The organism is Streptomyces sp. XM4193, from assembly GCF_023072595.1.
Taxonomy (GTDB): Bacteria; Actinomycetota; Actinomycetes; order Streptomycetales; family Streptomycetaceae; genus Streptomyces.
This window is the reverse complement of record NZ_JALLGK010000010.1, coordinates 155073-178737: the sequence shown is the minus strand read 5'-3', so window position 1 is coordinate 178737 and position 23665 is coordinate 155073. Positions and strand designations below refer to the sequence as shown.

17 protein-coding genes are annotated in these 23665 nt (G+C 71.4%); 14 read left to right on the top strand and 3 right to left on the bottom strand.

The genetic code is table 11. The annotated features are described in order from the left end of the window. Window positions 1-23: 23 nt before the first annotated feature. Window positions 24-4646 (bottom strand): DEAD/DEAH box helicase, encoded by a 4623-nt coding sequence (locus MTQ01_RS22625; RefSeq protein ID WP_247492695.1) that lies wholly within the window; start codon window positions 4644-4646, stop codon window positions 24-26. A gap of 348 nt (window positions 4647-4994) precedes the next feature. On the opposite strand from MTQ01_RS22625, the gene MTQ01_RS22620 reads away from it, so the two are divergent. From MTQ01_RS22620 to MTQ01_RS22575, 10 genes are all read left to right on the top strand, one after another. Beyond that, the gene (locus MTQ01_RS22620; protein WP_247492713.1) at window positions 4995-5843 is read left to right on the top strand and encodes an AraC family transcriptional regulator; all 849 of its coding nucleotides are present in this window, start codon (window positions 4995-4997) and stop codon (window positions 5841-5843) included. Between the two features lie 339 nt (window positions 5844-6182). After that, the gene (locus MTQ01_RS22615; protein ID WP_247492712.1) at window positions 6183-6962 is read left to right on the top strand and encodes an AzlC family ABC transporter permease; all 780 of its coding nucleotides are present in this window, start codon (window positions 6183-6185) and stop codon (window positions 6960-6962) included. Next, window positions 6959-7270, top strand: coding sequence for an AzlD domain-containing protein (locus tag MTQ01_RS22610; protein WP_247492694.1), 312 nt, complete (start codon window positions 6959-6961; stop codon window positions 7268-7270). The genes MTQ01_RS22615 and MTQ01_RS22610 overlap by 4 nt, the downstream gene beginning before the upstream one ends. Window positions 7271-7471: 201 nt before the next feature. Continuing rightward, window positions 7472-7666, top strand: a complete 195-nt coding sequence (locus MTQ01_RS22605; RefSeq protein ID WP_247492693.1) for a DUF3046 domain-containing protein — start codon at window positions 7472-7474, stop codon at window positions 7664-7666. Window positions 7667-8092: 426 nt separating this feature from the next. Then, window positions 8093-9238 carry a recombinase RecA gene (gene recA, locus MTQ01_RS22600; RefSeq protein WP_247492692.1) on the top strand — a complete coding sequence of 382 codons (1146 nt, stop codon included), beginning with the start codon at window positions 8093-8095 and terminating at the stop codon, window positions 9236-9238. A gap of 3 nt (window positions 9239-9241) precedes the next feature. Further along, window positions 9242-9916, top strand: coding sequence for a recombination regulator RecX (recX, locus tag MTQ01_RS22595; protein WP_247492690.1), 675 nt, complete (start codon window positions 9242-9244; stop codon window positions 9914-9916). A gap of 178 nt (window positions 9917-10094) precedes the next feature. Continuing rightward, the gene (locus tag MTQ01_RS22590; RefSeq protein WP_247492689.1) at window positions 10095-10856 is read left to right on the top strand and encodes an isocitrate lyase/phosphoenolpyruvate mutase family protein; all 762 of its coding nucleotides are present in this window, start codon (window positions 10095-10097) and stop codon (window positions 10854-10856) included. Window positions 10857-11359: 503 nt separating this feature from the next. Continuing rightward, window positions 11360-11848: a hypothetical protein gene (locus tag MTQ01_RS22585; RefSeq protein WP_247492687.1), complete on the top strand. Its 489-nt coding sequence runs from the start codon at window positions 11360-11362 to the stop codon at window positions 11846-11848. A gap of 346 nt (window positions 11849-12194) precedes the next feature. Continuing rightward, on the top strand, window positions 12195-13493 hold the full coding sequence (locus tag MTQ01_RS22580) for a glycosyl hydrolase (protein ID WP_374207841.1): 1299 nt from the start codon (window positions 12195-12197) through the stop codon (window positions 13491-13493). 709 nt (window positions 13494-14202) lie between these two features. After that, entirely contained in the window at window positions 14203-17214 is a 3012-nt protein-coding gene (locus MTQ01_RS22575; protein WP_247492685.1) for a glycoside hydrolase family 38 C-terminal domain-containing protein, read from the top strand. Window positions 17215-17329: 115 nt separating this feature from the next. Here MTQ01_RS22575 and MTQ01_RS22570 read toward each other — a convergent pair whose 3' ends face one another. Further along, window positions 17330-18748: a HAMP domain-containing sensor histidine kinase gene (locus MTQ01_RS22570; protein ID WP_247492684.1), complete on the bottom strand. Its 1419-nt coding sequence runs from the start codon at window positions 18746-18748 to the stop codon at window positions 17330-17332. Window positions 18749-18945: 197 nt separating this feature from the next. Next, window positions 18946-19656, bottom strand: coding sequence for a response regulator transcription factor (locus MTQ01_RS22565; protein ID WP_247492683.1), 711 nt, complete (start codon window positions 19654-19656; stop codon window positions 18946-18948). Window positions 19657-20093: 437 nt separating this feature from the next. On the opposite strand from MTQ01_RS22565, the gene MTQ01_RS22560 reads away from it, so the two are divergent. The 4 genes from MTQ01_RS22560 (at window position 20094) to MTQ01_RS22545 (ending at window position 23516) form a co-directional block, all read left to right on the top strand. Then, a complete protein-coding gene (locus MTQ01_RS22560; RefSeq protein ID WP_282614012.1) occupies window positions 20094-20870 on the top strand; it encodes an amino acid ABC transporter ATP-binding protein in 777 nt (258 codons plus the stop codon). A 62-nt stretch (window positions 20871-20932) separates the two neighbouring features. Further along, window positions 20933-21847, top strand: a complete 915-nt coding sequence (locus MTQ01_RS22555) for a glutamate ABC transporter substrate-binding protein (protein WP_247492682.1) — start codon at window positions 20933-20935, stop codon at window positions 21845-21847. 152 nt (window positions 21848-21999) lie between these two features. Further along, on the top strand, window positions 22000-22647 hold the full coding sequence (locus MTQ01_RS22550; protein ID WP_247492681.1) for an amino acid ABC transporter permease: 648 nt from the start codon (window positions 22000-22002) through the stop codon (window positions 22645-22647). Beyond that, window positions 22644-23516, top strand: a complete 873-nt coding sequence (locus tag MTQ01_RS22545; protein WP_247492680.1) for an amino acid ABC transporter permease — start codon at window positions 22644-22646, stop codon at window positions 23514-23516. The genes MTQ01_RS22550 and MTQ01_RS22545 overlap by 4 nt, the downstream gene beginning before the upstream one ends. Window positions 23517-23665: the final 149 nt, after the last annotated feature.

Here is a 23665-nt window from a genome sequence, read left to right as displayed (position 1 = left end):
CCTTCCGGGCCGTCGGTCACCGCTCAGGGGCGCAGCCGCAGCCCTCTCGGGGTGGCGTGGAAACCGGCCGCCTCCAGCTGCTGCCCGAGCGGTGAAGTGAGAGCGGGCGAGCCGTTCGCCCGCTCCACGGTGAGGGGGCCCACCCGGCCCCGGCGCACCGCGTCGACAAGGACCTCCACCGCCTGCGGCAACAGCGACGGCGACCACGACAGCAGGGTCTTGCCGCCGCGCTCCAGATAGAGAACCAACTCGCCGTCGACCAGGACCACCAGGGAACCCGCCTTGCGGCCCGGCTTGTGCCCGCAGCCCTCCGGCGGATCCGGCCAGGGCAGCGCGGCACCGTACACCTGCGCGGGATCGGCGGCGGCGAGCAGCACCGCCTCCGACGGCTCGGCGCGCTCGCGCGACGTGTGCGCCGCGCGCAGCCGGTCCACGGCCCCGGCCATCGCGAACTGGGCGGCGCCCAGGCCCTCCACGACATACCCGCGACGGGTCTGGCCGCTCTCCTCGAACGCCGCCAGCACTCGGTACACCGCGGCGAAACCACCCGCCACGCCCTCCGCCGCGACCGCGCCGCGAGTGACCACACCGTGTCTGTCCAGCAGAGTGTGGGCCAGCGCGTGCGCGCGCACCGTCGGGTCCCGCTCCCGGTCGGGGAGCAGCGACCAGCGCCCCGCCACGGTCGGCGGACCGACCCGGGAGGCGGTGCGCGGCAGAGAGCCGTAGCGGCCCCTGGGCGTCCGCCGACGAGCGCGATGCGCGGTGGAACCGGCTGTGCGGCCCGAGCCCAGCAGATTCCGCAGCGGGGCCAGGGTGTCGTTGGTCAGCCGGCCGGACCAGGCCAGATCCCAGACCGCATCCGCCAGTTGGGACTCGCCGAGGTCCGGGTCGGTGGCCCGCGCCCGCTCCAGCAGCTGCCGGAAGAACAGCCCGAAACCGCCGGAGAGCGCCTCCAACACGCAACGGTGCGCAGCCGAAAGCTCGAGCGGCAGCGGCTCGGGCAGGAGCAGCGGCGCCACCTCGGCCGGGTAGAGAGCGATCCAGCCGTCCTTGCCGGGCAGCGCGCCCGCCCCCGCCCAGACGACCTCGCCGGAAGCGGTCAGCTCGTCGAGCAGGGTCGCGTCGTACCCCCGCACCCGGGCCGGCAGCACCAGACGCTCCAGCGCGGACGCCGGGACCGCCGCACCCTGCAACTGCTCCACCACCCTGGACAGCCCGTCCAGGCCCGTCAGCCCGGCGCCGTCCAGGTGCTGCCAGCGGGGGACGAACGCGGCGAGCGCCGGGGCGGGAACCGGCTCCAACTCCTGCCGCAGCGCCGCAAGGGAGCGGCGGCGCAACCGGCGCAGCACCGTCGACTCGCACCACTCCTGGCCGCCGCCGGCTCTGGCCGGATGGAACTCGCCCTGCACCAGGCGTCCTTCGGCGGCCAACCGGTGCAGTGCCCCGTCGGCCACCGCGACACCGAGACCGAAACGGGAGGCTGCCTGCTCCGTGGTGAACGGGCCGTGGGTACGCGCGAACCGGCCCAGCAGATCGCCGAGCGGGTCCCCGACCGGCTCGGTGAAAGCCTCCGGGACACCCACCGGCAGCGCCACCCCGAGCGCGTCCCGCAGCCTTCCCGAGTCCTCGATCGCGGCCCACCGCTCGTCCCCGGCGATGCGCACCCGCACCGCACGCCGGGAGCGCTCCAGCTGCTCGGCCCACTCCGGCGAGGCGCCCCGCTCGGTCAACTCCTCGGCAGCGAGCGGGCCGAGGACCCGCAGCGCGTCCGCGACCGCCTCCACGTCACCGATCCGGCGCTCGGCGGTGCGCCACTGGAGCTCGCGCTCGAGCTCCGCGACGACGTCGGCGTCCAGCAGATCGCGCAGCTCCGCGCGCCCCAGCAGCTCCGCCAGCAGCCCCGAATCCAGCGACAGCGCCGCGGCCCGGCGCTCGGCGAGCGGTGAATCGCCCTCGTAGAGGAACTGGGCGACGTAGCCGAACAGCAGCGAGCGGGCGAACGGCGACGGGTCCTGTGTCGTCACCTCCACCAGCCGCACCCGGCGGGACTCGATGTCTCCCATCAGCTCGGTGAGGCCGGGCACGTCGAAGACGTCCTGGAGGCACTCGCGCACCGCCTCCAGCACGATCGGGAACGACCCGAACTCCGAGGCGACCTGGAGAAGTTGGGAAGCGCGCTGGCGCTGCTGCCACAGCGGGGTGCGTCTGCCCGGATTGCGCCGCGGCAGCAGCAGCGCGCGGGCGGCGCACTCGCGGAACCGGGCGGCGAACAGCGCGGAGCCGCCGACCTGCTCGGTGACCAGCCCGTCCACCTCGCCTGCCTCGAAGAGCACATCGGAGGCGGCCACCGGCGGCTTGCCGTCCTGCGGGACGGCGAGAGGCGCCCGGCCGAGGTCTTGGGCGCGCTCCGGGTCCAGGTCGGCGTCGAGGTCGTACTCCAGCAGATCGGCGTCCGGAAGGCGCAGCACGATGCCGTCGTCGGCGTGCATGACCTGGGCGTCCAGCCCGTATCTGTCGGTCAGGCGGGCCGCGACCGCGAGCGCCCAGGGCGCGTGCACCTGCGCGCCGAACGGCGAGTGCACCACCACCCGCCAGTCGCCGAGCTCGTCCCGGAAGCGCTCGACGACGATGGTGCGGTCGTCGGGCAGATGGCCGCACGCCTCGCGCTGCTCGGCCAGGTACTCCAGCAGATTGCGCACGGCCGAGGTGTCGAGACCGGCCGCCGACAGCCGCTCCTCGGCCGCCCGGCGGGGGAGCGCGCCGACCTCCCGGACGAAGGCGCCGAGCGCCCGGCCGAGCTCCAGCGGACGCCCCAGCTGGTCTCCCTTCCAGAACGGGAGCCGGCCCGGAACCCCGGGAGCCGGAGTGACCAGCACCCGGTCGCGGGTGATGTCCTCGATGCGCCACGAGGTCGTGCCGAGAGTGAAGACATCACCGACCCGGGACTCGTAGACCATCTCCTCGTCCAGCTCGCCGACCCGGCCCCCGCCCCGACGCGGGTCGGAGCCGGCGAGGAAGACCCCGAAGAGACCGCGGTCGGGGATCGTCCCTCCGGAGGTCACGGCCAGCCGCTGCGCCCCGGGCCGGCCCGTGACGGTCCCCGCCACCCGGTCCCACACCAGACGCGGTCTCAACTCGGCGAAGGCGTCGGAGGGATAGCGACCCGCGAGCATGTCCAGCACCGAGTGGTACGCGGACTCGGGCAGTGCGGCGAACGGCGCGGCGCGGCGAACCAGGCGCAGCAGCTCCTCCACGTCCCGGCTCTCCACCGAGGTGATCGCCACGAGCTGCTGGGCGAGCACGTCCAGCGGATTGGCGGGCACCCGCAGTGCCTCGATCGCACCTTCGCGCATCCGCTCGGTCACCACCGCGGACTGCAACAGATCCCCGCGGTACTTCGGGAAGACCACGCCGCTGGAGACCGCGCCCACCTGGTGGCCGGCGCGCCCGACCCGCTGCAGCCCCGAAGCGACGGCGGGCGGCGACTCGACCTGGATCACCAGGTCGACCGCTCCCATGTCGATGCCCAGCTCCAGGCTGGAGGTGGCGACCACCGCGGGCAGCCGGCCGGCCTTCAGCTCCTCCTCCACCTCGGCGCGCTGCTCCTTGGAGACCGAACCGTGGTGGGCGCGCGCCAGCACCGGCACGGCGCCGAGCGCGCCGCCGGAACCGCCCATCAGCTCCGCGGGCGAGTGGGCCTCGGGCAGCGGCTCGCCGGTGGCACGCTCGTAGGCGATCTCGTTCAACCGGTTGCACAGACGCTCGGCGAGGCGGCGGGAGTTGACGAAGACGATGGTCGAGCTGTGCTCCTGGACCAGGTCCGCGATCCGCTCCTCCACCGAGGGCCAGATCGAGGGCTTCTCGGCGGCTCCGCCCTGCTCCTGCACGGGAGAGCCGCCGAGCTCGCCCATGTCCTCGACCGGGACCTCGACCCGCAGATCGAAGCGCTTCGTCGACGGCGGCTGCACGATCTTCGCCGACCGCTGAGGGGAGAGGAACCTCGCCACCTCCTCCACCGGGCGCACCGTCGCCGACAGCCCGATGCGGCGGGCGGGACGGTCCAGCAGCTCGTCCAACCGCTCCAGGGACAGAGCGAGATGGGCGCCGCGCTTGGTGCCCGCGACGGCGTGCACCTCGTCCAGGATGACCGTCTCCACGCCCCGCAACGCCTCCCGGGCGGCGGAGGTGAGCATGAGAAAGAGCGATTCGGGCGTGGTGATCAGGATGTCCGGCGGACGGCGCGCGATGGCCCGCCGCTCGACGGCCGGGGTGTCCCCCGAACGGATTCCGACCCGCACCTCCGGCTCGGGGAGGCCGAGTCGTATCGACTCCTGGCGGATGCCGGTCAGCGGGCTGCGCAGATTGCGCTCGACGTCGACGGCGAGCGCCTTGAGCGGCGAGACGTACAGCACGCGGCAGCGCCGCAGGGCGTCCGCCGGCGGCGGAACGGATGCCAGCCGGTCGAGCGAGGCGAGGAACGCCGCCAGGGTTTTGCCCGAACCCGTCGGCGCGACCACCAGCGCGTCAGCGTCCTCGGCGAGCGCCTGCCAGGCACCCTCCTGGGCGGCGGTGGGCGCGCTGAAGGCCGCCGTGAACCAGGCGCGGGTGGCGGGCGAGAAGGCGTCGAGAGCCGCTGACTGACTCATGTCCCCATGGTGCACCGGACCACTGACATCGACCGTCGGCGCCGATCCGCGCGGGCGGGCGGCGGTGCCCCGCAGGGCGGCGCGGGAGGGGCGGGTGTGCCGGCCCGCGGGGGGCGGCCGTACCCGTGCATCGGTGCGGAGTGGGCACTGCGCGGAGCAGGGGAGACGTCGCGGGGCCTGTCTCGCAGTCCGGGCCGCGGCGCGCGGGAAGAGCGACTTGGCGACAATGGCCGGGTGGGACAGGACTACGGCAGACCCGAGAGCGGCCGGTGCGTCGGCGCCGGGCGCGGCGGTGCGGGTCCCACAGCGGCGCGACCCGCCGACCAGGCCACCTTCGCGGAGGCCGCGGTGTCGGACCGAGCGGCTGCGGGGGAGTGGGCCAGGCACTGGCGCTACGAGGAGTTGCCCGACACCGAGCTGCTGCGCGCCCGCTATGTCCGGCACACGTTCTCGCGGCACAGCCACGACGGCTACGTCCTGGCTGCGGTCACCGGTGGTGTCGAGACAGTAGGGCTGCCGGACGGCGCCGTCTCGGTCGTACCGGGCGGTGTCGTCATGATCAACCCCGAGGTGCCGCACACCGCACGAGCCGGCGCGCCGGAGGGCTGGGCGTACGACACCCTCTACCCGTCGCGCGAGCTGGTGGCCGCCGTCGCCCGGGAGACGACCACCCTGCGCGGTACGGCCGCCTTCGCCGTCCCGGCCGTACGGGACGGCGAGACCTGCGCGCTGATCTCCGCGGTGCACCGTGCGGCGGAGGAGGGGAACGCGCTGGCCGCGGACAGCCTGCTGCGGGAGGTCGTCCAACGGCTGCTGCACCGGCACGGCGGGCCGCTGCCGGTCCGTACGGTCCGAGGAGCCGGCGCGCGGAACGCGGCGGCGGCTCGCGAGGTGCTGGAGAGCCGTATGGCCGAGCCGCCGAGCCTGGAGGAACTGGCCGCGGAGGTCGGGACGAGCCCGTTCGCGCTGACGAGGGCGTTCGGTGCGCGCTACGGGATGCCTCCGCACGCCTGGCTGACGGACGCGCGGATACGGCGTGCGCGCGGACTGCTGGACGTCGGAGTCCGGCCGGCCGAGGCCGCTGCGGCGGTGGGGTTCACCGACCAGGCCCATCTGGGGCGGCACTTCCGTCGCATCGTCGGGGTTCCCCCGGGCGCGTACCGGCGCGAGCGGCTGGCGGCGGCGCCCGGGAGGTGAGCGTGCCGGCTGCGGTGCGCTCCCGGACGGACGGGGCGGGCGGGCGCATGGCGTGGGGGTGCGGTGTGTGTGGCGCGGTGCGGGGGTGTGGTGCGTGGGGTTGTGAGGTTGTGGGGTGCAAGAACGTACAAGACCTGGAGGGAGCGGGCTCCCTAGCCTTCGCGGGTGAGCGAAGAGCAAGAGGTGAGGTCGGAACGGCGTGCGGTGCCGTCCGAGGAGCTGCCGGTGGGTCCGCGCGGCCCCGGCGGCAGCGGAGAGAGCCCCGACATCGGACCGGTCGCGGACGGCGGGGGAGCCGGGACGGCCCGGCGGCGAGGGCTCGGTCCCGGTGAACGGGCGGTGGTGCGGGACGCGTTGGGAGTCGGCATCGCGGTCGGCCTCTCCGGTTTCGCCTTCGGCGTGACCTCGGTGGGGGCGGGGCTCGATGTCGCCCAGACCTGTGCCCTGAGTCTGCTGGTGTTCACCGGCGCCTCGCAGTTCGCCCTGGTCGGCGCCCTGGCCGCCGGCAGCAACCCGCTGACCGCCGCTGCCGGCGCGTTCTTCCTCGGCGCACGGAACGCGTTCTACGGTCTGCGGCTCGGCCCGCTGCTCCAACTGCCGCGCTGGCAGCGGCCGTTCGCCGCGCACTGGGTCATCGACGAGACCGCCGCCGTCGCGCTGGCCCAACCGACCGCGCGCACCGCCAGACTCGGATTCACCCTCACCGGGCTGAGCCTTTTCCTGCTGTGGAATCTCACCACTTCGGGTGGAGCTCTCGGAGCGGAGGCGCTGGGGGACCCGCAGGAGTGGGGTCTGGACGCCGCCGGGCCCGCGGTGTTCCTGGCGCTGCTGGCACCGATGCTGCGTACGACAACCGAGCGGCTCGTCGCGGGTGTCGGAGTCGTTCTCGCACTGGGCTGCCTGCCGGTGCTGCCCTCGGGAGTGCCGATTCTGGTGGCCGCCGCGGCCGCGCCGCTGGTTCTGCTGCTGCGCGGGAGACGGGCCGCACTGGATCTGGACACGGGAGGCCCCGGGCCGGCGGGCCGGGGCCCCGAGCCGGGCACGGAGCCGTGCGGGGGCGAGGTGCGGACGGGCGCGCAGGAGCGCGAGGAGCCGCGCGGCGGGGAGGAGCGGCGGTGACGGTCTGGGCGGCGATCGGGCTGACGGCGGTCGGCTGCTATCTGGTCAAACTCCTGGGCCTGTCCGTACCGGCCGGGGCCCTGGAGCGTCCGCTGGTGCGACGGGTGGCGGTGCTGGTCCCGGTCGCTCTGCTGTCGGCGCTCACCGCGCTCCAGACGTTCGGCACGGACTCGGGGAGCGTGGTGCTGGACGCCAGGGCCGTGGGGGTCGGTGCTGCCGCGGTGGCACTGGTGCTGAGGGCACCGTTCCTGGTGGTGATCGCGGTCGCCGTACTGGTCACCGCACTCGCCAGGGCGCTGGGCGGCTGACTGCGGGCCCCATGGCGCGGGGCTCCCGGGGCTCCCGGGGCTCACGGCGTTCGCAGCGGTGTCTGCTGTGTCTGCTGTGTCTGCTGTGTCTGCGGTGTCTGTGTGTCTGCCATGTCTGTGTGTTCGCGGTGTCTGCCGTGTCCGAAGCGTTCCGGCGTTCGGGGTGACGGAGCTCGGTGTCGAGCGCGTGATACTGGGGCCATGCGGTTGACGATTTTCTGGGAGCGGATGTCCACCCACTTCGGAGCCGCCTACGCGGACTCCTTCGCGCGCGACCATGTGATGTCGGAACTCGGTGGGCGCACGGTGCACGAGGCGCTGGACGCGGGGTGGGACGCCAAGAGCGTCTGGCGGGCGGTGTGCCAGGCCGTCGACGTCCCCGCCGAGCTGCGCTGACAACGGCTCGACGCCGGGCGGTGGCGGGGGCGGCCGCCGGCCGGCGCAGGGACTCGCCCCGCGCCGGTGGAGTGCGCCGGTCGGTCCGGACCGGAACCGCCGCTCCTTCGTTCCACCCGGCTCAAGTGCCGGGCCGGATCGGTGATTTCGGAATGTGTGCTTTCGTGCGCCTTGCGGTTGATTCTGCGCGGTCACTCGTTTGAGTCACGCCCCGGCTCCACCGCCCGGTGTGACGCATCCGTACCGCCGTGACCTGCGAATTCGAGTTATCCACAGGGTGCGTGGCGGCACTTGACACGTAAATCGAACATGGATTCCCATGGGTGTGCCGGGGTGGCCAGGTGGTCACGGCCGGACCGATTGTCAGTGGCAGCCGCTAGCGTCTCGGACGTGAAGCGATCGACTCAAGCAAACCGGGTGGCACCCATGGCAGGTACGGACCGCGAGAAGGCGCTCGACGCCGCACTCGCGCAGATTGAACGACAGTTCGGCAAGGGCGCCGTGATGCGCCTGGGCGAGCGGCCGAACGAGCCCATCGAGGTCATCTCCACCGGCTCGACCGCGCTGGATGTCGCGCTCGGCGTCGGTGGCCTGCCCCGGGGCCGGGTCGTGGAGGTGTACGGCCCGGAGTCCTCCGGAAAGACGACGCTGACCCTGCACGCCGTGGCCAACGCCCAGAAGGCCGGCGGCACCGTGGCGTTCGTGGACGCCGAGCACGCGCTCGACCCCGAGTACGCCAAGAGGCTCGGGGTCGATGTGGACCAGCTCATCCTGTCCCAGCCGGACAACGGCGAACAGGCGCTGGAGATCACCGACATGCTGATCCGTTCCGGTGCGCTGGACCTGATCGTGGTCGACTCCGTCGCCGCGCTGGTTCCCCGGGCCGAGATCGAGGGCGAGATGGGCGACTCCCATGTCGGTCTCCAGGCCCGGCTGATGAGCCAGGCGCTGCGGAAGATCACCGGTGCTCTGCACCACTCGAAGACGACCGCCATCTTCATCAACCAGCTTCGGGAGAAGGTCGGCGTCATGTTCGGCTCCCCCGAGACCACGACCGGCGGCAAGGCGCTGAAGTTCTACGCCTCGGTCCGGCTGGACATTCGGCGGATCGAGACGCTCAAGGACGGCACCGACGCGGTCGGCAACCGCACCCGTGTCAAGGTCGTGAAGAACAAGGTGGCACCGCCCTTCAAGCAGGCGGAGTTCGACATCCTCTACGGCGTCGGCATCAGCCGTGAGGGCGGTCTGATCGACATGGGCGTGGAGCACGGCTTCATCCGCAAATCCGGCGCCTGGTACACCTACGAGGGCGACCAGCTCGGCCAGGGCAAGGAGAACGCCCGCAACTTCCTGCGTGACAACCCGGACCTCGCCAACGAGGTCGAGAAGCGCATCAAGGAGAAGCTGGGCATCGGTGTGCGCACCGAGTCTCCCGAGGCTGAGCCCGGCGCCGATGCGGCTGGTGGTCCTGCGGCCGATCCTCTGGCCACGAGTGCCGGAGCCGGCGTGGCCGCGAAGGCGACCACCGCCGCATCGAAGAGCAAGGCCAAGCCGAGCGCTGCCAAGAGCTGACCGGTGACACGACGCACCGAGTGGGCGGTCGACGCAGCACCGGTTGATGACAGCGGTGGCCCCGGTCCGTCGAGGGCCGGAGCGGGGCCACCGCGCGGATCGGGGGAGTTCGGCGAGGGCAGGCGCTCGCGCGGGCGGGGCCGTGAGGCTGAGGACGAGCTTTCGGAGTCCACCGACCCGGCGGAGCGGGCGCGGCAGATCTGTCTGCGGCTGCTCACGGGCACTCCTCGCACAAGACAGCAGTTGGCCGAAGCTCTCCGAAAGCGGGAGATTCCCGAGGAGGCAGCCGAGGAAGTGTTGTCCCGCTTCGAGGAAGTGGGCCTCATCGACGACGCCGCGTTCGCCGGTGCCTGGGTGGAATCCAGACACCGCAGCAGAGGGTTGGCGCGCGGCGCACTCGCCCGGGAGCTGCGGACCAAGGGAGTCGATTCCGAGGTGATCTCCGAGGCTGTCGAGCAACTCGACCCCGAGCAGGAGGAGTTGACCGCCAGGCGCCTGGTGGACCGGAAGCTGGCCTCCACCCGCGGAGTGGACCCGGCCAGACGGATGCGCCGGCTGGTGGGCATGCTCGCCCGCAAGGGATACGGCCAGGGACTGGCAATGCGAGTGGTCAGACAGGCACTTGAGGAGGAGGGGGAGCAGGAAGAGCTCCTGGAGCATCATCTGCCGGACGACTGAGGCGGTTGGCTCCGGGTGGGCCGGGACCGGGCGGACCGAGACCCGGTGAGCCGGGACCGGGTGAGGGCCGGGCACTGTTCCGCCGTCCGCCGTCCGCCGTCCGCCGTCCGCCGTCCGCCGTCCGCCGGCGCGCCCGTCGGCACGTTGTGAACGGGGTCGCGGGGGTAGCGTCCTCGGCATGGACTTTCGCACCACAGTTGAGCGCGCTCAACGTCTCAAGCAGCTCCACGCCGAGTACAAGCCGCTTGTGTTGCCGACCGTCTGGGACGTGTGGTCCGCGCGGACGGCAGCCGATGCGGGGTTTCCCGCGCTGACGGTCGGAAGCCACCCGCTCGCCGACTCCAGAGGCGCGGCAGACCAGGAGGGACAGACCTTCGAAGAGGTGCTCGCCGCCGTACGGCCGATCGTCGCGGCGGTCGATGTGCCCGTCTCCGTCGACCTGGAGGCCGGGTACGGGCAGGAGCCGGCGGATCTCATCGCCGGACTCACGGAGATCGGCGGTGTCGGTCTGAACCTCGAGGACACCGTCCACTCCGAGGGCGGTCGGGTGCGGAGCACGCCGGAGCACGCGAGCTACATCGCGGGTCTGCGCGCGGCGGCCGACAACGCGGGAGTCCCGGTCTGGGTCAACGGCCGTACCGATCTCTTTCTGCACGCGGAGGCTGCCGCCGGCGTCCTCGACGAGGCGATCGAGCGGCTGCGGGCCCTGGAGCAGGCGGGCGCCGACAGCGTCTACCCGGTCCGTATCCAGGACGACGACGAGTTGCTCGCGGCGGTGACCGGTTCAGTCGGCATCCCGGTGAACTCCACCGCCCACCCCGTCAAGCACGACCTCGAACGTTTCCGTCGCCTCGGCGTCGGTCGGATCACCTACGGTCCGCTGCTCCAACTCGCAGCGACCGATGCGATGAAGGACATGCTCAAGCCCTGGGCGCCGTAGCAGTACCACCGCACATCGACTGGGCGCGTCGAGTCGGAGGCGGGGCTCGGCGATGCGTGTTGCGGAGGCGAGGCGCGAGTGACACGTGCGGGAGCGACACGGGCGTGTGCGCAGTATTCGGGACGCGTTCTGCGCAGCCCGAGCGGTACCTCCGCTGTGTGGAGCGGTGACCCGAGACGCGGTCCGTGGCGGGTGGTGGTTGGCAGCGGTGCGCTGGGTGCTGCGGGCCGCCGACGCCTCGTCGGACGGAGACGCTGCTCGCGGCCTGTGGGGATGCGGCGACGGCCGGTGCCCGCCCGGAGGAGGTGGGCCGCACGGCGATACGGGGGCTGGCCACATGGTGCGACAGCGTCCGGTCGACGGAGGGTTGGCGGTGCGGCGGCGGTCGATCAGCGGCCGTTGCCGACAGGGGGAGGGCGACCCTCGGGGCCGAGGTGTCTCCTGTGAAGCGGGGAGCCCCGCCTCATCGGGCCGCCGTCCGTTCACCCGAGGAGGACGGGACCATGCAATCCGACGACCGACAGCCTGATGCGCGTGAGCGCGGTCGGCTGCGCAGTGCCGCGTACACGGCGGTGCGCACCGCCCTGCGCACCGCCCGACGGGGTCTGGCACTCCTGCCGTTGACAGTGAAAGCGTTGGCGGGACGCGGCACTTCCGGCCGTCCCGGCCGCTTGGCGGTGCCGAGGGCGCTGCTCGCGTTGGTGCCCGCGCTGGTGGCCCTGTTCTCGGTCGGCCTGGCGGTGTTCGTGGGGATCTCGGGCTATCTCTATCCGATACGCCCGGACGTCATCGAGGCGATCGGCCACCCCTTCACCGCGGACTCCGTCTTGGACAACGCCTGGGGCGGGCCGACGCTGGCGGGCGCGTGGCTGGTCCATGCGCTGGTCGCGCTGGCGATACAGGTCGTCGCGCTGGTCCTGGTGCACGCAATGACACGAGTGTGGGAGCGATTGACGGGTGTGTCCTCCGCAAGCCGGGTGGTTCGGGGCTGACCGGGCCCCGCCCGGCTGTCGGCCTCCCGTTCGCGCTCGTCCGGGCCCTGCGCTCGTCCGGGCGGCCGGGCATCGCGTACGCGCGGCTGATCGGCTTCAGGCGCGGCCCCGTTGGGGTCGCGTACGAGCAGCAGCGGGGCAGCGTACGGCGGCAGCAGCGGGAGCGGGGCGGCCCGAGGACGAGGCGGGCAGCGAGCCGAGCCGAGCCGAGCCGGGACGGGCCGGGACGGGCCGGGCCGGGCCGACGAGTCTGCGTGGCAGCGGAGCGGGCCTGCGGCCGAGCGTAAGAAGACAGAGCGCGTCCGCGTGTGCCCGGCGCGCTGTCGAACGAAAGGCGGTGTCGAACATGTCGAACAGGACGGCCGAGCAGCACGCCGCGGGGCCCTTCGGGCGTCGCGGGGCGCGGATGGGCGCCAACTACACCCCGACCAACGGCTGGTTCCACCACTGGCTCGACTTCGAACTCGACTCCGTGCGGTGGGACTTCGACTCCCTGGCGGCTCTCGGGCTGGACCATGTGCGGGTCTTTCCGCTCTGGCCGGTCTTCCAGCCCAACCGCACACTCATCCGGCCCCGCGCGGTGGAGCAGCTGTGCGCACTGGTCGACGCGGCGGCCGAACGCGGCCTGGACGTCTGCGTCGACGCTCTGCAGGGACATCTGTCCAGCTTCGATTTCGTGCCGTCCTGGCTGCACAGCTGGCATCGACGCAGCATGTTCACCCATCCCGAGGTCGTCGAGGCGGAGGCGCGCTATCTGCACACGCTGGCCTCGGCGTTGGCGGACCGGCCGAACTTCCTCGGCATGACGCTGGGCAACGAGGTCAACCAGTTCTCCGGGCCACCGCACCCGGATCCCGATCTCTGCACCCCCGACCAGGCGACCGCCTGGCTGGAGCGTCTGCTCGCCGTGTGCGAGGAGGCCGCTCCGGGCCGCTTGCACGTCCACGGGGCGTACGACGCCGTCTGGTTCCGCGACGACCATCCGTTCACGCCGGCCCAGGTCGCGAGGCTGGGCGGGGCGAGCGTGGTGCATTCCTGGGTCTTCAACGGCACCGCGCAGCGCCACGGACGTGACGGCGCGGCGACCCTGCACCACGCCGCGTACCAGATCGAGCTCACCAAGGCGTGGGCGGAGCCGGGACGTCCGGTCTGGCTCCAGGAGGTGGGCGCGCCCGCGCCTCTGATCCCGCCGGCCTCTGCCGCGGAGTTCGCCGTGGAGACCCTGCGGAACGCCTGGGACTGCGAGGACGTACGGGCAGCCACCTGGTGGTGTTCCCACGACGTGCCCCGCTCGCTGGGAGACTTTCCCGAGCTGGAGTACGACCTCGGCCTGCTCACGTCCGAACGGGCGCGCAAGCCGCTCGCCGATGCCGTCGCCGAGTTCACCGCCGCGCTGCGGGCCGATCCACCCGCGCCGCGTGCGCGGCGCACGGCGCTGGTGCTGGACGTCGGCGGCGAGGAGTACGCCCCCGCGCGTTCCACCACAGCGCCCGGAGGCGAGTTCTACGAGGCGTGGGCGGTGCTGGCGGCACAGGGCGTACGTCCCACCGCGGTGCTCGCCGGGCGTGCGGCGGACCCGACACATCTCTCGCAGCGCGGAATCGTCGAGGTGGTCCGGCCGGACGAGGTCAACAGAGCGGGCTGACCTCTGACCCGGCGTTGGCGCCGCAGGGGGATGAGACGGCCCGCCGGGTGGTCGGTCCGGGGCGGCCTGCCCCAGGTGGCTGCTGCTCGGGGCTTCGACGGCTTGACGGGCCCGTTGCTCCTGCGAGGTGCCAGTTCGAAGACTGCGCGCGGGCCGGTGGGAGGAGGGACGCGGTGGGTCCGGGCCCCTCCGGTCGCCAGGCTCTTCGAGGAGATGAGCGCCGAGTCGGCAGCGGAAGGTCCGAAGTCCGGCTCGGCGAGGCGCACTTCGGACCGGGTGTGCGCACGGGAGCCGGTTTGCCGCTCGTTCTCCTTCGGACGATTGCGGGGGAGCGTCAGTGGTAAGGCCTGACGGAGGCCGCACCACATCTGCACACTGCACCCCACCGCACACCGCACTGTCCGTGCCCACCGCGCTGCACCCGCTCACCGCACTGTCCGCGCCGCTCTTCCCGCACCCCGCACCCCGCACTCCGCAGGCCTCCCGGCCCGGACCGCCACGAACGACACGGACCCGGCCCACACCCGCCGGACCCACCCACCCCATCCACCCCGCCCACTCCGAATCCGCCACGACCGCGCCCTTCCCCGACCGCCCCGACCTGCCCTTCCCCGACCTCCGCCGCACCCCTCCCGAGGACCTCCGCCCCGAACCACGCCATCCACCCCAACCCCCTGCCCGCGCACACGCGTCAACGGAGCCGCACACCATGCATGACGATCGCCATATCGTTGAGGACCGCCTGCGCCGCGTCCTGGAGGAGCGGATCAAGCCCGCCGTCCACAGTTCTCCGCAACCGCTCGCCGTCGCCCGTTGGGACGCGCCAGGGGAGCCGGTGCCGGTGGCCGAAGGGCTGGCCGCCGAGTACGTGAGTGCCGCTGTCGGCCAGGAGTGGGGGCCGGCCTGGGGCACCACCTGGTTCAGGGTCAGCGGCCGCGTGCCGGCCGACTGGGCGGATCGCACGGTGGAGGCCGTGGTCGACCTCGGGTTCGAGCGGAGCATGCCCGGCTTCCAGTGCGAGGGGCTCGTCTACCGGGCGGACGGCGAGGCGGTCAAGGCGCTCAATCCGCGCAACGACTGGGTGCGCTTCCCGGACGTCCCGCCCGGTGGCGAGCTCGAGTTCTACGTCGAGGCCGCGGCGAATCCGATCCTCAACGTGCAGCGGCCCACCCGTGAGGGAGACCGGCTGACCGCGAGCGACCGCCCGCTCTACCGGCTGAACCGCGTGGAGCTCGCTGTCTTCGAGAGCGAGGTGTGGGAGCTCGTCCAGGACCTGGAGGTCCTCGGTGGTCTGATGCACGCACTGCCCGTCGAGGACGCCCGGCGGTGGGAGGTCCTGCGTGCGGTGGAACGCGCTCTGGACGCGGTCGACCTCGGTGACGTCGCGGGAACCGCGGCCGGTGCCCGGGCGCAGCTGGCAGGTGTGCTCGCTGCACCCGCACGCGCCTCCGCGCACCGCGTCAGCGCGGTCGGCCACGCGCACATCGACTCGGCATGGCTGTGGCCGTTGCGCGAGACGGTCCGCAAGGTCGCCAGGACCGCCTCCAACATGGTCAATCTGATGGGCGACCACCCCGAGCTGGTCTTCGCGATGTCGCAGGCACAGCAGTTGGACTGGATCAAGGAGCACCGCCCCGAGGTGTACGCGCGGGTGCGGGAGAAGGTGGCGGGCGGGCAGTTCGTACCGGTCGGGGGCATGTGGGTCGAGTCCGACACCAACATGGTCGGCGGCGAGGCGATGGTCCGTCAGTTCGTGTACGGCAAGAAGTTCTTCCTGGAGGAGTTCGGGATCGAAACCCGGGAGGTGTGGCTGCCGGACTCCTTCGGCTACACGGCGGCGATGCCGCAGATCGTGAAGCTCGCGGGCGCCGACTGGTTCCTGACGCAGAAGATCTCCTGGAGCCAGACCAACAAGTTCCCGCACCACACCTTCTGGTGGGAGGGCATCGACGGCACCAGGGTCTTCACCCACTTCCCGCCGGTCGACACCTACAACTCGGACCTCAGCGGGCGGGAGATGGCGCACGCGGCGCGCAACTACCGGGAGAAGGGCGCGGGTTCGCGCTCGCTGGCGCCATTCGGCTTCGGGGACGGCGGTGGCGGGCCGACCAGGGAGATGCTCGCCAGGGCTGCCCGTCTCAAGGACCTGGAGGGCTCGCCCCGGGTGGAGATCGAGAAGCCGTCCGCCTTCTTCGAGCAGGCGCACGCCGAGTACCGGGACGCTCCCGTGTGGAGCGGTGAGCTCTACCTCGAACTGCACCGCGGCACGTACACCTCGCAGGCCAGGACCAAGCAGGGCAACCGGCGCAGCGAGTCGATGCTGCGCGAGGCCGAGCTCTGGGCAGCGACCGCGGCGGTGCGGGTGAGCGGATACGGCTATCCGTACGCGGAGTTCGACCGGATCTGGAAGACGGTGCTGCTCCACCAGTTCCACGACATCCTGCCGGGGACCTCCATCGCCTGGGTGCACCGGGAGGCGAGGGAGACCTATGCGCGGCTGCAGAAGGAGCTGACCGCTCTCACGCTCGCGGCGCAGCAGGCGCTCGCGGGCACCGGCGACCGCTCCCTCGTCTTCAACGCCGCGCCGCACTCCCGTCACGGTGTACCGGCTGGCGGGGCCCGGGAAGCAGCGCCGGCCGGGCCGGTCGGCTGCCACGAGCGTCCGGGCGGCGGCCACATCCTCGCCAACGAGCTGATCCGGGTGGAGATCGACGGCCGCGGACTGGTGGTCTCCGTGCGGGACCTGGCGTCCGGCCGGGAGGCGGTGGCGCCGGGCAGCGCCGCGAACCTCCTGCAGATCCACCCCGACTTCCCCAACCTCTGGGACGCCTGGGACGTCGACGCCTTCTACCGCCACAGCGTCACCGACCTGACCGATCACACCGCGCTCACCGTCGAGGCCGCCGACGACAGCGCCACCGTCACCGTCCACCGGGAGTACGGAAGCTCCACGCTCGTTCAGCGGCTGACGCTGGCCGGTGGGTCGCCGCGGCTGGACTGCGAGGTCGAGGCGGACTGGCAGGAGACGGAGAAGTTCCTCAAGGCCGCCTTCCCGCTGGATGTGAAGGCGGACAGGTCGGCCTCGGAAACCCAGTTCGGGCACGTCTTCCGGCCCACCCACACCAACACCTCGTGGGAGACCGCGAAGTTCGAGATCTGTGCGCACCGCTTCCTGCATGTCGAGGAGCCCGGCTGGGGCGCGGCGCTCGTCAACGACTCCACCTACGGTCACGACGTCACCCGCGACGTGCGCCGGGACGGCGGGCAGACGACCACGGTGCGGCTCTCGTTGCTGCGCGCTCCCCGCTACCCCGATCCGGAGACCGACCACGGCACCCATGTGCTGCGCTACGCGCTAGTCCCGGGCGCCTGCATCGGGGACGCGGTGCGCGAGGGCCACCGGATGAACCTCCCCGAGCGCACGGTGCGCGGCGAGCGGGAGGTGGCGCCGCTGGTCACCGTCGACAGCGAGCAGATCGTGGTCGCCTCGGTGAAGCTCGCCGAGGACCGGAGCGGCGACGTGGTGCTGCGTCTGTACGAGTCGTACGGCGGTCGCGCCGTCGCAGCGCTGACGCCGGGCTTCCCCGTCACCTCGGTCACCGCCGTCGATCTGTTGGAACGGCCCAGGGAGGAGGACGCCGAGGCGGTCGTCTCCGGCTACGAGGGGGTGCGGGTGACGCTCCGACCGTTCCAGATCCTCACCCTCCGCCTCTCCCGCTGAACCGGTCGCGGCGCGGCGGGGCCTCTCACTCCGGGAGGTGCCCGCCGCCCCGCGTGCGGTGCGACGGACCGGCGATGTCCCCCCTCACCCGGCGGAGTGCCCGATCGCCGTACCGCTAGGACGAGTTGCGGGGGACCACCAGCACCACGCGCAGGCCGTGCGGCCGGTTCGGCTCCACCGCCAGCGTTCCGCCGCCCGCTGCAAGCAGGGCCTTGGTGATGGACAGCCCGAGACCCGACCCCTTGACGTTCTGGTGCCGGCCGCTGCGCCAGAAGCGGTCGCCCACCCGTGCCAGCTCGTCCTCGGTGAGCCCCGGCCCGCCGTCGGCCACCACGATGGTCACCTGTTCGCGCTCCGGGGAGACCGAGACCGTGACGGTCTCGCCGGCGGGGGTGAACTTCAGCGCGTTGTCGACCACGGCGTCCAGCGCGCTGGAGAGGCCCACCGGGTCCACCCAGGCGGTGACGGCACTGTTTCCCGAGGTGCGCAGAGTGATGTCGCGCTGCTCGGCCAGGACCCGCCAGGCGTCTACGCGTTCGGCGGCGAGGGCACCGACGTCGGTCAGGCGCAGATCGGGCCGGCTGTGCTCGGCCAGCGCGAGGCCGAGCAGATCGTCGAGCACCCGGGCCAGACGTTTGCCCTCGGCCTCCACCGAGGCGAACTCCTCGCTGCCCGGCGGGAGTTCGAGTCCGAGCAGTTCGATGCGCAGCAGCAGCGCGGCGAGCGGGTTGCGTAGTTGGTGCGAGGCGTCCGCGACGAACGCCCGCTGCTGCTCCATGATCTCCTCGACGTGGCCGGCCATCTCGTTGAAGGAACGCGCCAGGCGGCGCAGCTCCGGCGGCCCCTCGGAGGCGACGACCCTGGCGGCGAGCTGGTCGGTGGCGATGTCGTGGGCCGCCTTGTCCAGCACGCCGACCGGACGGAGCACCCAGCGGGTGAGCTGTACGGCCGCGCCCACGGCGCAGAGCATGGCGAACGCCTCGCCGAGCGCCAGTGGCAGCCAGTGGCGCAGGATCTGGGAACGGAGCTGGTCGGTGGGGGAGTCGGTCAGCACGACGGCCACCACGTCCCCGTCCCGCACCACGGGGGAGGCGACCGCTATGCGCCGGTCCTGCCACGGCCAGACCTGCGCCGGGTCCTGGCTCCGCCGCCCCGCCAGCGCCTCGTTGAACGCCTGCGTGCCCTCGCCCTGTTCGGGCAGCCGCCAGTCGCCGGGCGAGGCCGCCATCACCGTCCCGTCGCGGTAGAAGACACCCGCGCGGATGCCGTACAGCTGGTGGTAGCGGCTGAGTTCGCTGGTGAGGGCGGAGAGCCGCTCGTTGCGTTCGGAGCTGGGACGCCTGGGATCGCTGCTGCCGGAGGGCGGCACGGTGACGAACTGGGCCAACGAGGCGAAGCGCGTGGTGTCGTCGATCCGGTCGATCACCACCCGTTGCTGCTCGGTGGCCGCCATGCTCATCGCCAGCGGGAAGCCGAGCGCCAGCAGGACACCGGCGAAGAGCAGGATCAGCAGGGGCAGAAGGCGGGCGCGCACCGGATGACCGTAGTCGACGCGGGACCGCTGGGCGACGGGCTGTCCGCCACCACCGACCGATCCTGCCGTTCACGCGGCGGTCCTGTCGTTCGCGAGGCTGTCCGGTTGACCGATGCCCGCACGCTCAAGCCGTCCCGAAGCCCCGGCCCGAAGGCCCGGAGCCCCGCCGCCGGGGCCCACCCGCCGCCGGGGCACGGTCACCCTGCCGGGTCGATCAGCCGGTACCCCACGCCGCGCACCGTCTCGATCAGATGGGGCAGCCCCAGCTTGGAGCGCAGCGAGGCGACATGGACCTCCAGCGTCCGGCCGGTGCCCTCCCAACTCGTCTGCCAGACCTCGCTGATGATCTGCTCCCTGCGGCAGACCACGCCCGGGCGTCCGGCGAGCAGCGCGAGCAGGTCGAACTCCTTGCGGGTCAGCGAGACCAGTTCCCCGTCGACCTGCACCCGCCGGGTGTCCAGGTCGACGGCGACGGTGCCGAAGTGCAGTACGCCGCGTCCGGGCCGGTCCTCGCCGGGCTGCTCGGGCAGATCGTCGACGGGGTGCCTGCGGCTCACCGCGTGGATGCGGGCCAGCAGCTCGCCGGTGTCGTAGGGCTTCACCACGTAGTCGTCGGCCCCGAGATTGAGGCCGTGGATGCGGGATCGCACGTCCGCCCTGGCGGTGACCATGATCACCGGGATGCTGCTGTGGCGGCGGATGCGTCCGCAGACCTCGAAGCCGTCCTGGTCGGGCAGTCCCAGGTCCAGCAGGACGACGGAGAACGGTGTGCAGCCGGCGATCGGCAGCAGCGCCTGCATGGCCTCCTCGCCGCTGCCCGCGTGCACCACGGTGTAGCCGTGCCGCCCCAGTACGGCGGTGAGGGCGGCGGCGACATGTGTGTCGTCCTCGACCAGCAGAAGCCGCATAGGACCTTCCTTCCGTACTGTGCGGCGACGGGTGCCGCCGATTCCGGCAGTGCCGTGCGCCGTCGGCTCCCTGTCTGCGAGCCGACCCCCGTGAGAGCCCGTGCCGACCGCGTCGACCTCGGGCAACCGGGCCCGTGAGCACCCACCGGACCCGCTTCCCGCCTGCGTCCGTGCACTTCGGGAGCCCTTCGGGCTCTGTCGTTGTACGGCGCCGCAGATTACGCATCCACGCTCACGGGGGCCAGTCGCGTCAAGACTTCTGCGCCCACCTGGGGTTCTTCCGTTATCCGGCCGGTACGCTGCCGGTCGGGTCCTTTACGTAGCGTGTTGACGTGTGACGGGATCGTTATGCTCAATTTCCCCTCAGATGTACTGACGGCGGTTCACGCAGGTCATTAAGGTCCCCTCAACCGATGAGGACGGAGCGAGTGACGCCGATGGGTGAAGTATCGGTGACTAAGGACGCCGCAGGCGCGGCGGACCCGCTGGTCGTACTGGACAACGTCAACAAGCACTTTGGTGCGTTGCATGTGCTCCAGGACATCGACATGACTGTCGCCAAGGGCGAGGTCGTCGTCGTGATCGGTCCCTCCGGGTCCGGCAAGTCCACGCTGTGCCGCACGATCAACCGCCTGGAGACGATCGACTCCGGTCGTATCGAGATCGACGGCAAGCCGCTGCCCGAGGAAGGCCGCGAGCTGGCCAAGCTGCGGGCCGACGTCGGCATGGTGTTCCAGTCGTTCAACCTCTTCGCACACAAGACGGTGCTGGAGAACGTGACGCTGGGCCAGACCAAGGTGCGCCGCAAGAGCAAGGCCGCGGCCGACGAGCGGGCCCGCGAGCTGCTCGACCGTGTCGGTGTGGGCGCTCAGGCGGACAAGTACCCCGCCCAGCTCTCCGGCGGTCAGCAGCAGCGTGTCGCGATCGCTCGGGCGTTGGCGATGGAGCCGAAGGTGATGCTCTTCGACGAGCCCACCTCCGCCCTCGACCCCGAGATGATCAACGAGGTTCTCGAGGTCATGCAGCAGCTGGCTCGTGAGGGAATGACGATGGTCGTCGTCACGCACGAGATGGGCTTTGCCAAATCCGCCGCGAACCGCGTGATCTTCATGGCCGATGGAAAGATCGTCGAGGAGGCGACTCCCGACCAGTTCTTCAGCAACCCGCGCAGCGACCGGGCGAAGGACTTCCTGTCGAAGATCCTCCAGCACTGACGACACGACGCAGCGGCCCGGCGGGGCCAGGCACATCAACCGAAGACGAGGGAAGTTCAGTCATGAGACTCCGCAAGACCAGCGCGGCCCTGGCCGCCTCCGTGGCGGTCGTACTCGCTCTCACCGCCTGCGGCAAGGAGGGCAGCGCCGGTGACGAGAAGGACGAGGAGGGCCCCGAGGTCCCCACGTACACCGTCGCCGACGACGTCGACGTCGACTCGCCCGTGCTGAAGGCGGCCCAGAAGCGCGGCAAGCTCATCGTCGGCTCCAAGGCCGACCAGCCGTACCTCGGTTTCCAGGACCCCAGCTCCAAGAAGTACGAAGGCTTCGACGTCGAGATCGCGAAGATGATCGCGGCCGACCTCGGCTTCGACCCGGAGAAGGACATCGAGTGGAAGACGATCGACTCCTCCATTCGTGAGACCGCGGTCTCCAAGGGCCAGGTCGACCTCATGATCGGTACCTACACGATCAACGACGAGCGCAAGAAGCAGGTCGCCTTCGCCGGTCCGTACTACATGGCCGGCCAGGACCTGCTGGTGCGCAAGGACGAGGACGCGATCAAGGGCCCGGACAGCATCAAGGGCAAGACGGTCTGCTCCATCAAGGGCTCGACTCCGCTGCGCAACATCACGGAGAACAAGTCCAAGTACGGTGCCAAGACCATCGAGCTCGGCAAGTACACCGACTGCGTCAAGCAGCTGGTCGACGGCCAGGTCGACGCGATGACGACCGACGACGCCATCCTCAAGGGCTACGCTGCGCAGCGCCCCGACGACCTCAAGGTCGTCGGCGAGACCTTCAGCGACGAGCCCTACGGCGTGGGCATCAAGCTCGGCGACAAGGCGCTCAAGGACGCGGTCTCCGACGCGATCGAGGCGCACATCGAGAACGGCGACTACAAGAAGGCGTACGAGGCGACCCTCGGCCGTTCCGGCTCGGAGTTCGTCGACCCGCCGAAGCTCGACCGTTCCTGAATCCGCTGACACCGGACCGGACCCCGCTGTTCGGGCCGATCGAAGCGTGAAGCACGAGGTGCCCCGTATGTCCGCACTCGAGGGCGTACGGGGCACCCTCTGTCCTGCCCATCCCGCTCCCCGCCCGCGCGGAGATTAACGCGGAGACCTAGATGAACGTATTGCTCGACAACCTGCCGTTGTTCCGGGAGGGGTTCATCGGAACCCTTTCGCTCACGGCCGCGAGCGCGCTGATCGCCCTTGTGCTGGGAGTGGTGATCGCCGGTTGCCGGGTCTCGCCGATCCCGCCCCTGCGCTGGTTCGGCGCGGCCTGGGTCACCCTGCTGCGCAACACCCCGCTCGTCCTGCTCTTCGTGGTCGCCTTCTTCATCCTGCCGAAGGTCCTCTTCCCCGGCATGAGCCCGTATGTGCTGGCGGTCCTGGCCCTGAGCTTCTACACCTCCTCGTTCGTGTGCGAGGCCGTCCGCTCGGGCATCAACACCGTCGCCGTCGGCCAGGCCGAGGCGGCCCGCAGCCTGGGAATGACCTTCACCCAGACCCTGAGCCTGATTGTGCTCCCGCAGGCGACCAGAACAGTGATCGCCCCGATGAGCAGCATCATGATCGCGCTGACCAAGAACTCTGCGATCGCCGGCGCCTTCAGCAACGCCGAGCTCTTCGGCACCCAGAAGGACCTCAGCGACATGGGTTACAACATCCTGTTCGTCTTCTTCTGGATCGCAGTCGCCTTCCTCATCATCACCTTTTCCATCTCCGGCCTCTTCCGACTGCTGGAGCGCAAGCTGGGGGTCGCGCGATGAGCTCAGTCCTCTACGACGTGCCGGGCCCCCGGGCCAAGGCGCGGAACCTGATCCTCTCCGTGGTCGGCGGGATCGCCCTGCTGGGCGTCGGTGCCTTCATCGTCTTCCGGCTCGCCCGCACCGGGCAGTTGGCGCCGGAGATGTGGGAGATCCTGCAGTACACCTCCACGCAGGAGCGCATCCTCGAGGGCTTGGTCGCCACCTTGAAGGCGTTCTTCTTCGCCGGGATCTTCTCGCTGATCCTCGGTGTGCTGCTGGCGGTCGCGCGGCTCTCGGACCACCTGCCGATCCGGTGGTTCGCCACCGCCTTCATCGAGCTGTTCCGAGCGGTGCCGCTGCTGATCACGATCTTCGTGTTCTGGCAGGGCTTCCTCATCAACGACCCGATGTGGGCCCTGGTCCTCGGTCTGACCGTCTACAACGGTTCGGTCCAGGCCGAGGTGCTGCGCGCCGGCATCCTCTCGGTGCCCAAGGGCCAGGTCGAGGCCGCGTACGCGATCGGCATGCGCAAGAGCCAGGTCATGCTGACCGTCCAGATCCCGCAGGCCGTCCGCGCGATGATGCCGACGATCATCAGCCAGCTGGTGGTGACCCTCAAGGACACCTCGCTCGGCTACATCATCGTGTACGAGGAGCTGCTGTACGTCGCACGGCAGTTCTCCGACAACACCCTCATCAACGGGTCCAACCCGGAGGTCGTGCTCCTGGGCGCGGTGGGCGCGCTGTACGTCGGCATCTGCCTGCTGCTGTCCTGGTTCGCGACCTGGCTGGAGAAGCGCGGCCGGCGTGCCAAGACCGGAATCAAGGTCGCCGACGCCGAGCCCGTCGCAGAGCCGGACAAGGCGCTCGACGGCAAGGACGGCAAATGAGGTAGCCCGCACCGGCCCGTGCGCACTGTCCGCACGGGCGCGGGCGGCGAAGGGGAGCAGCGCGATGTCGGCGCTGCTCCCCTTCGGTGCGTCGGTGCCCACCCCATGCTCACTTGACGCGTGCACGGGCAGTGGGTTGCATACCGGGT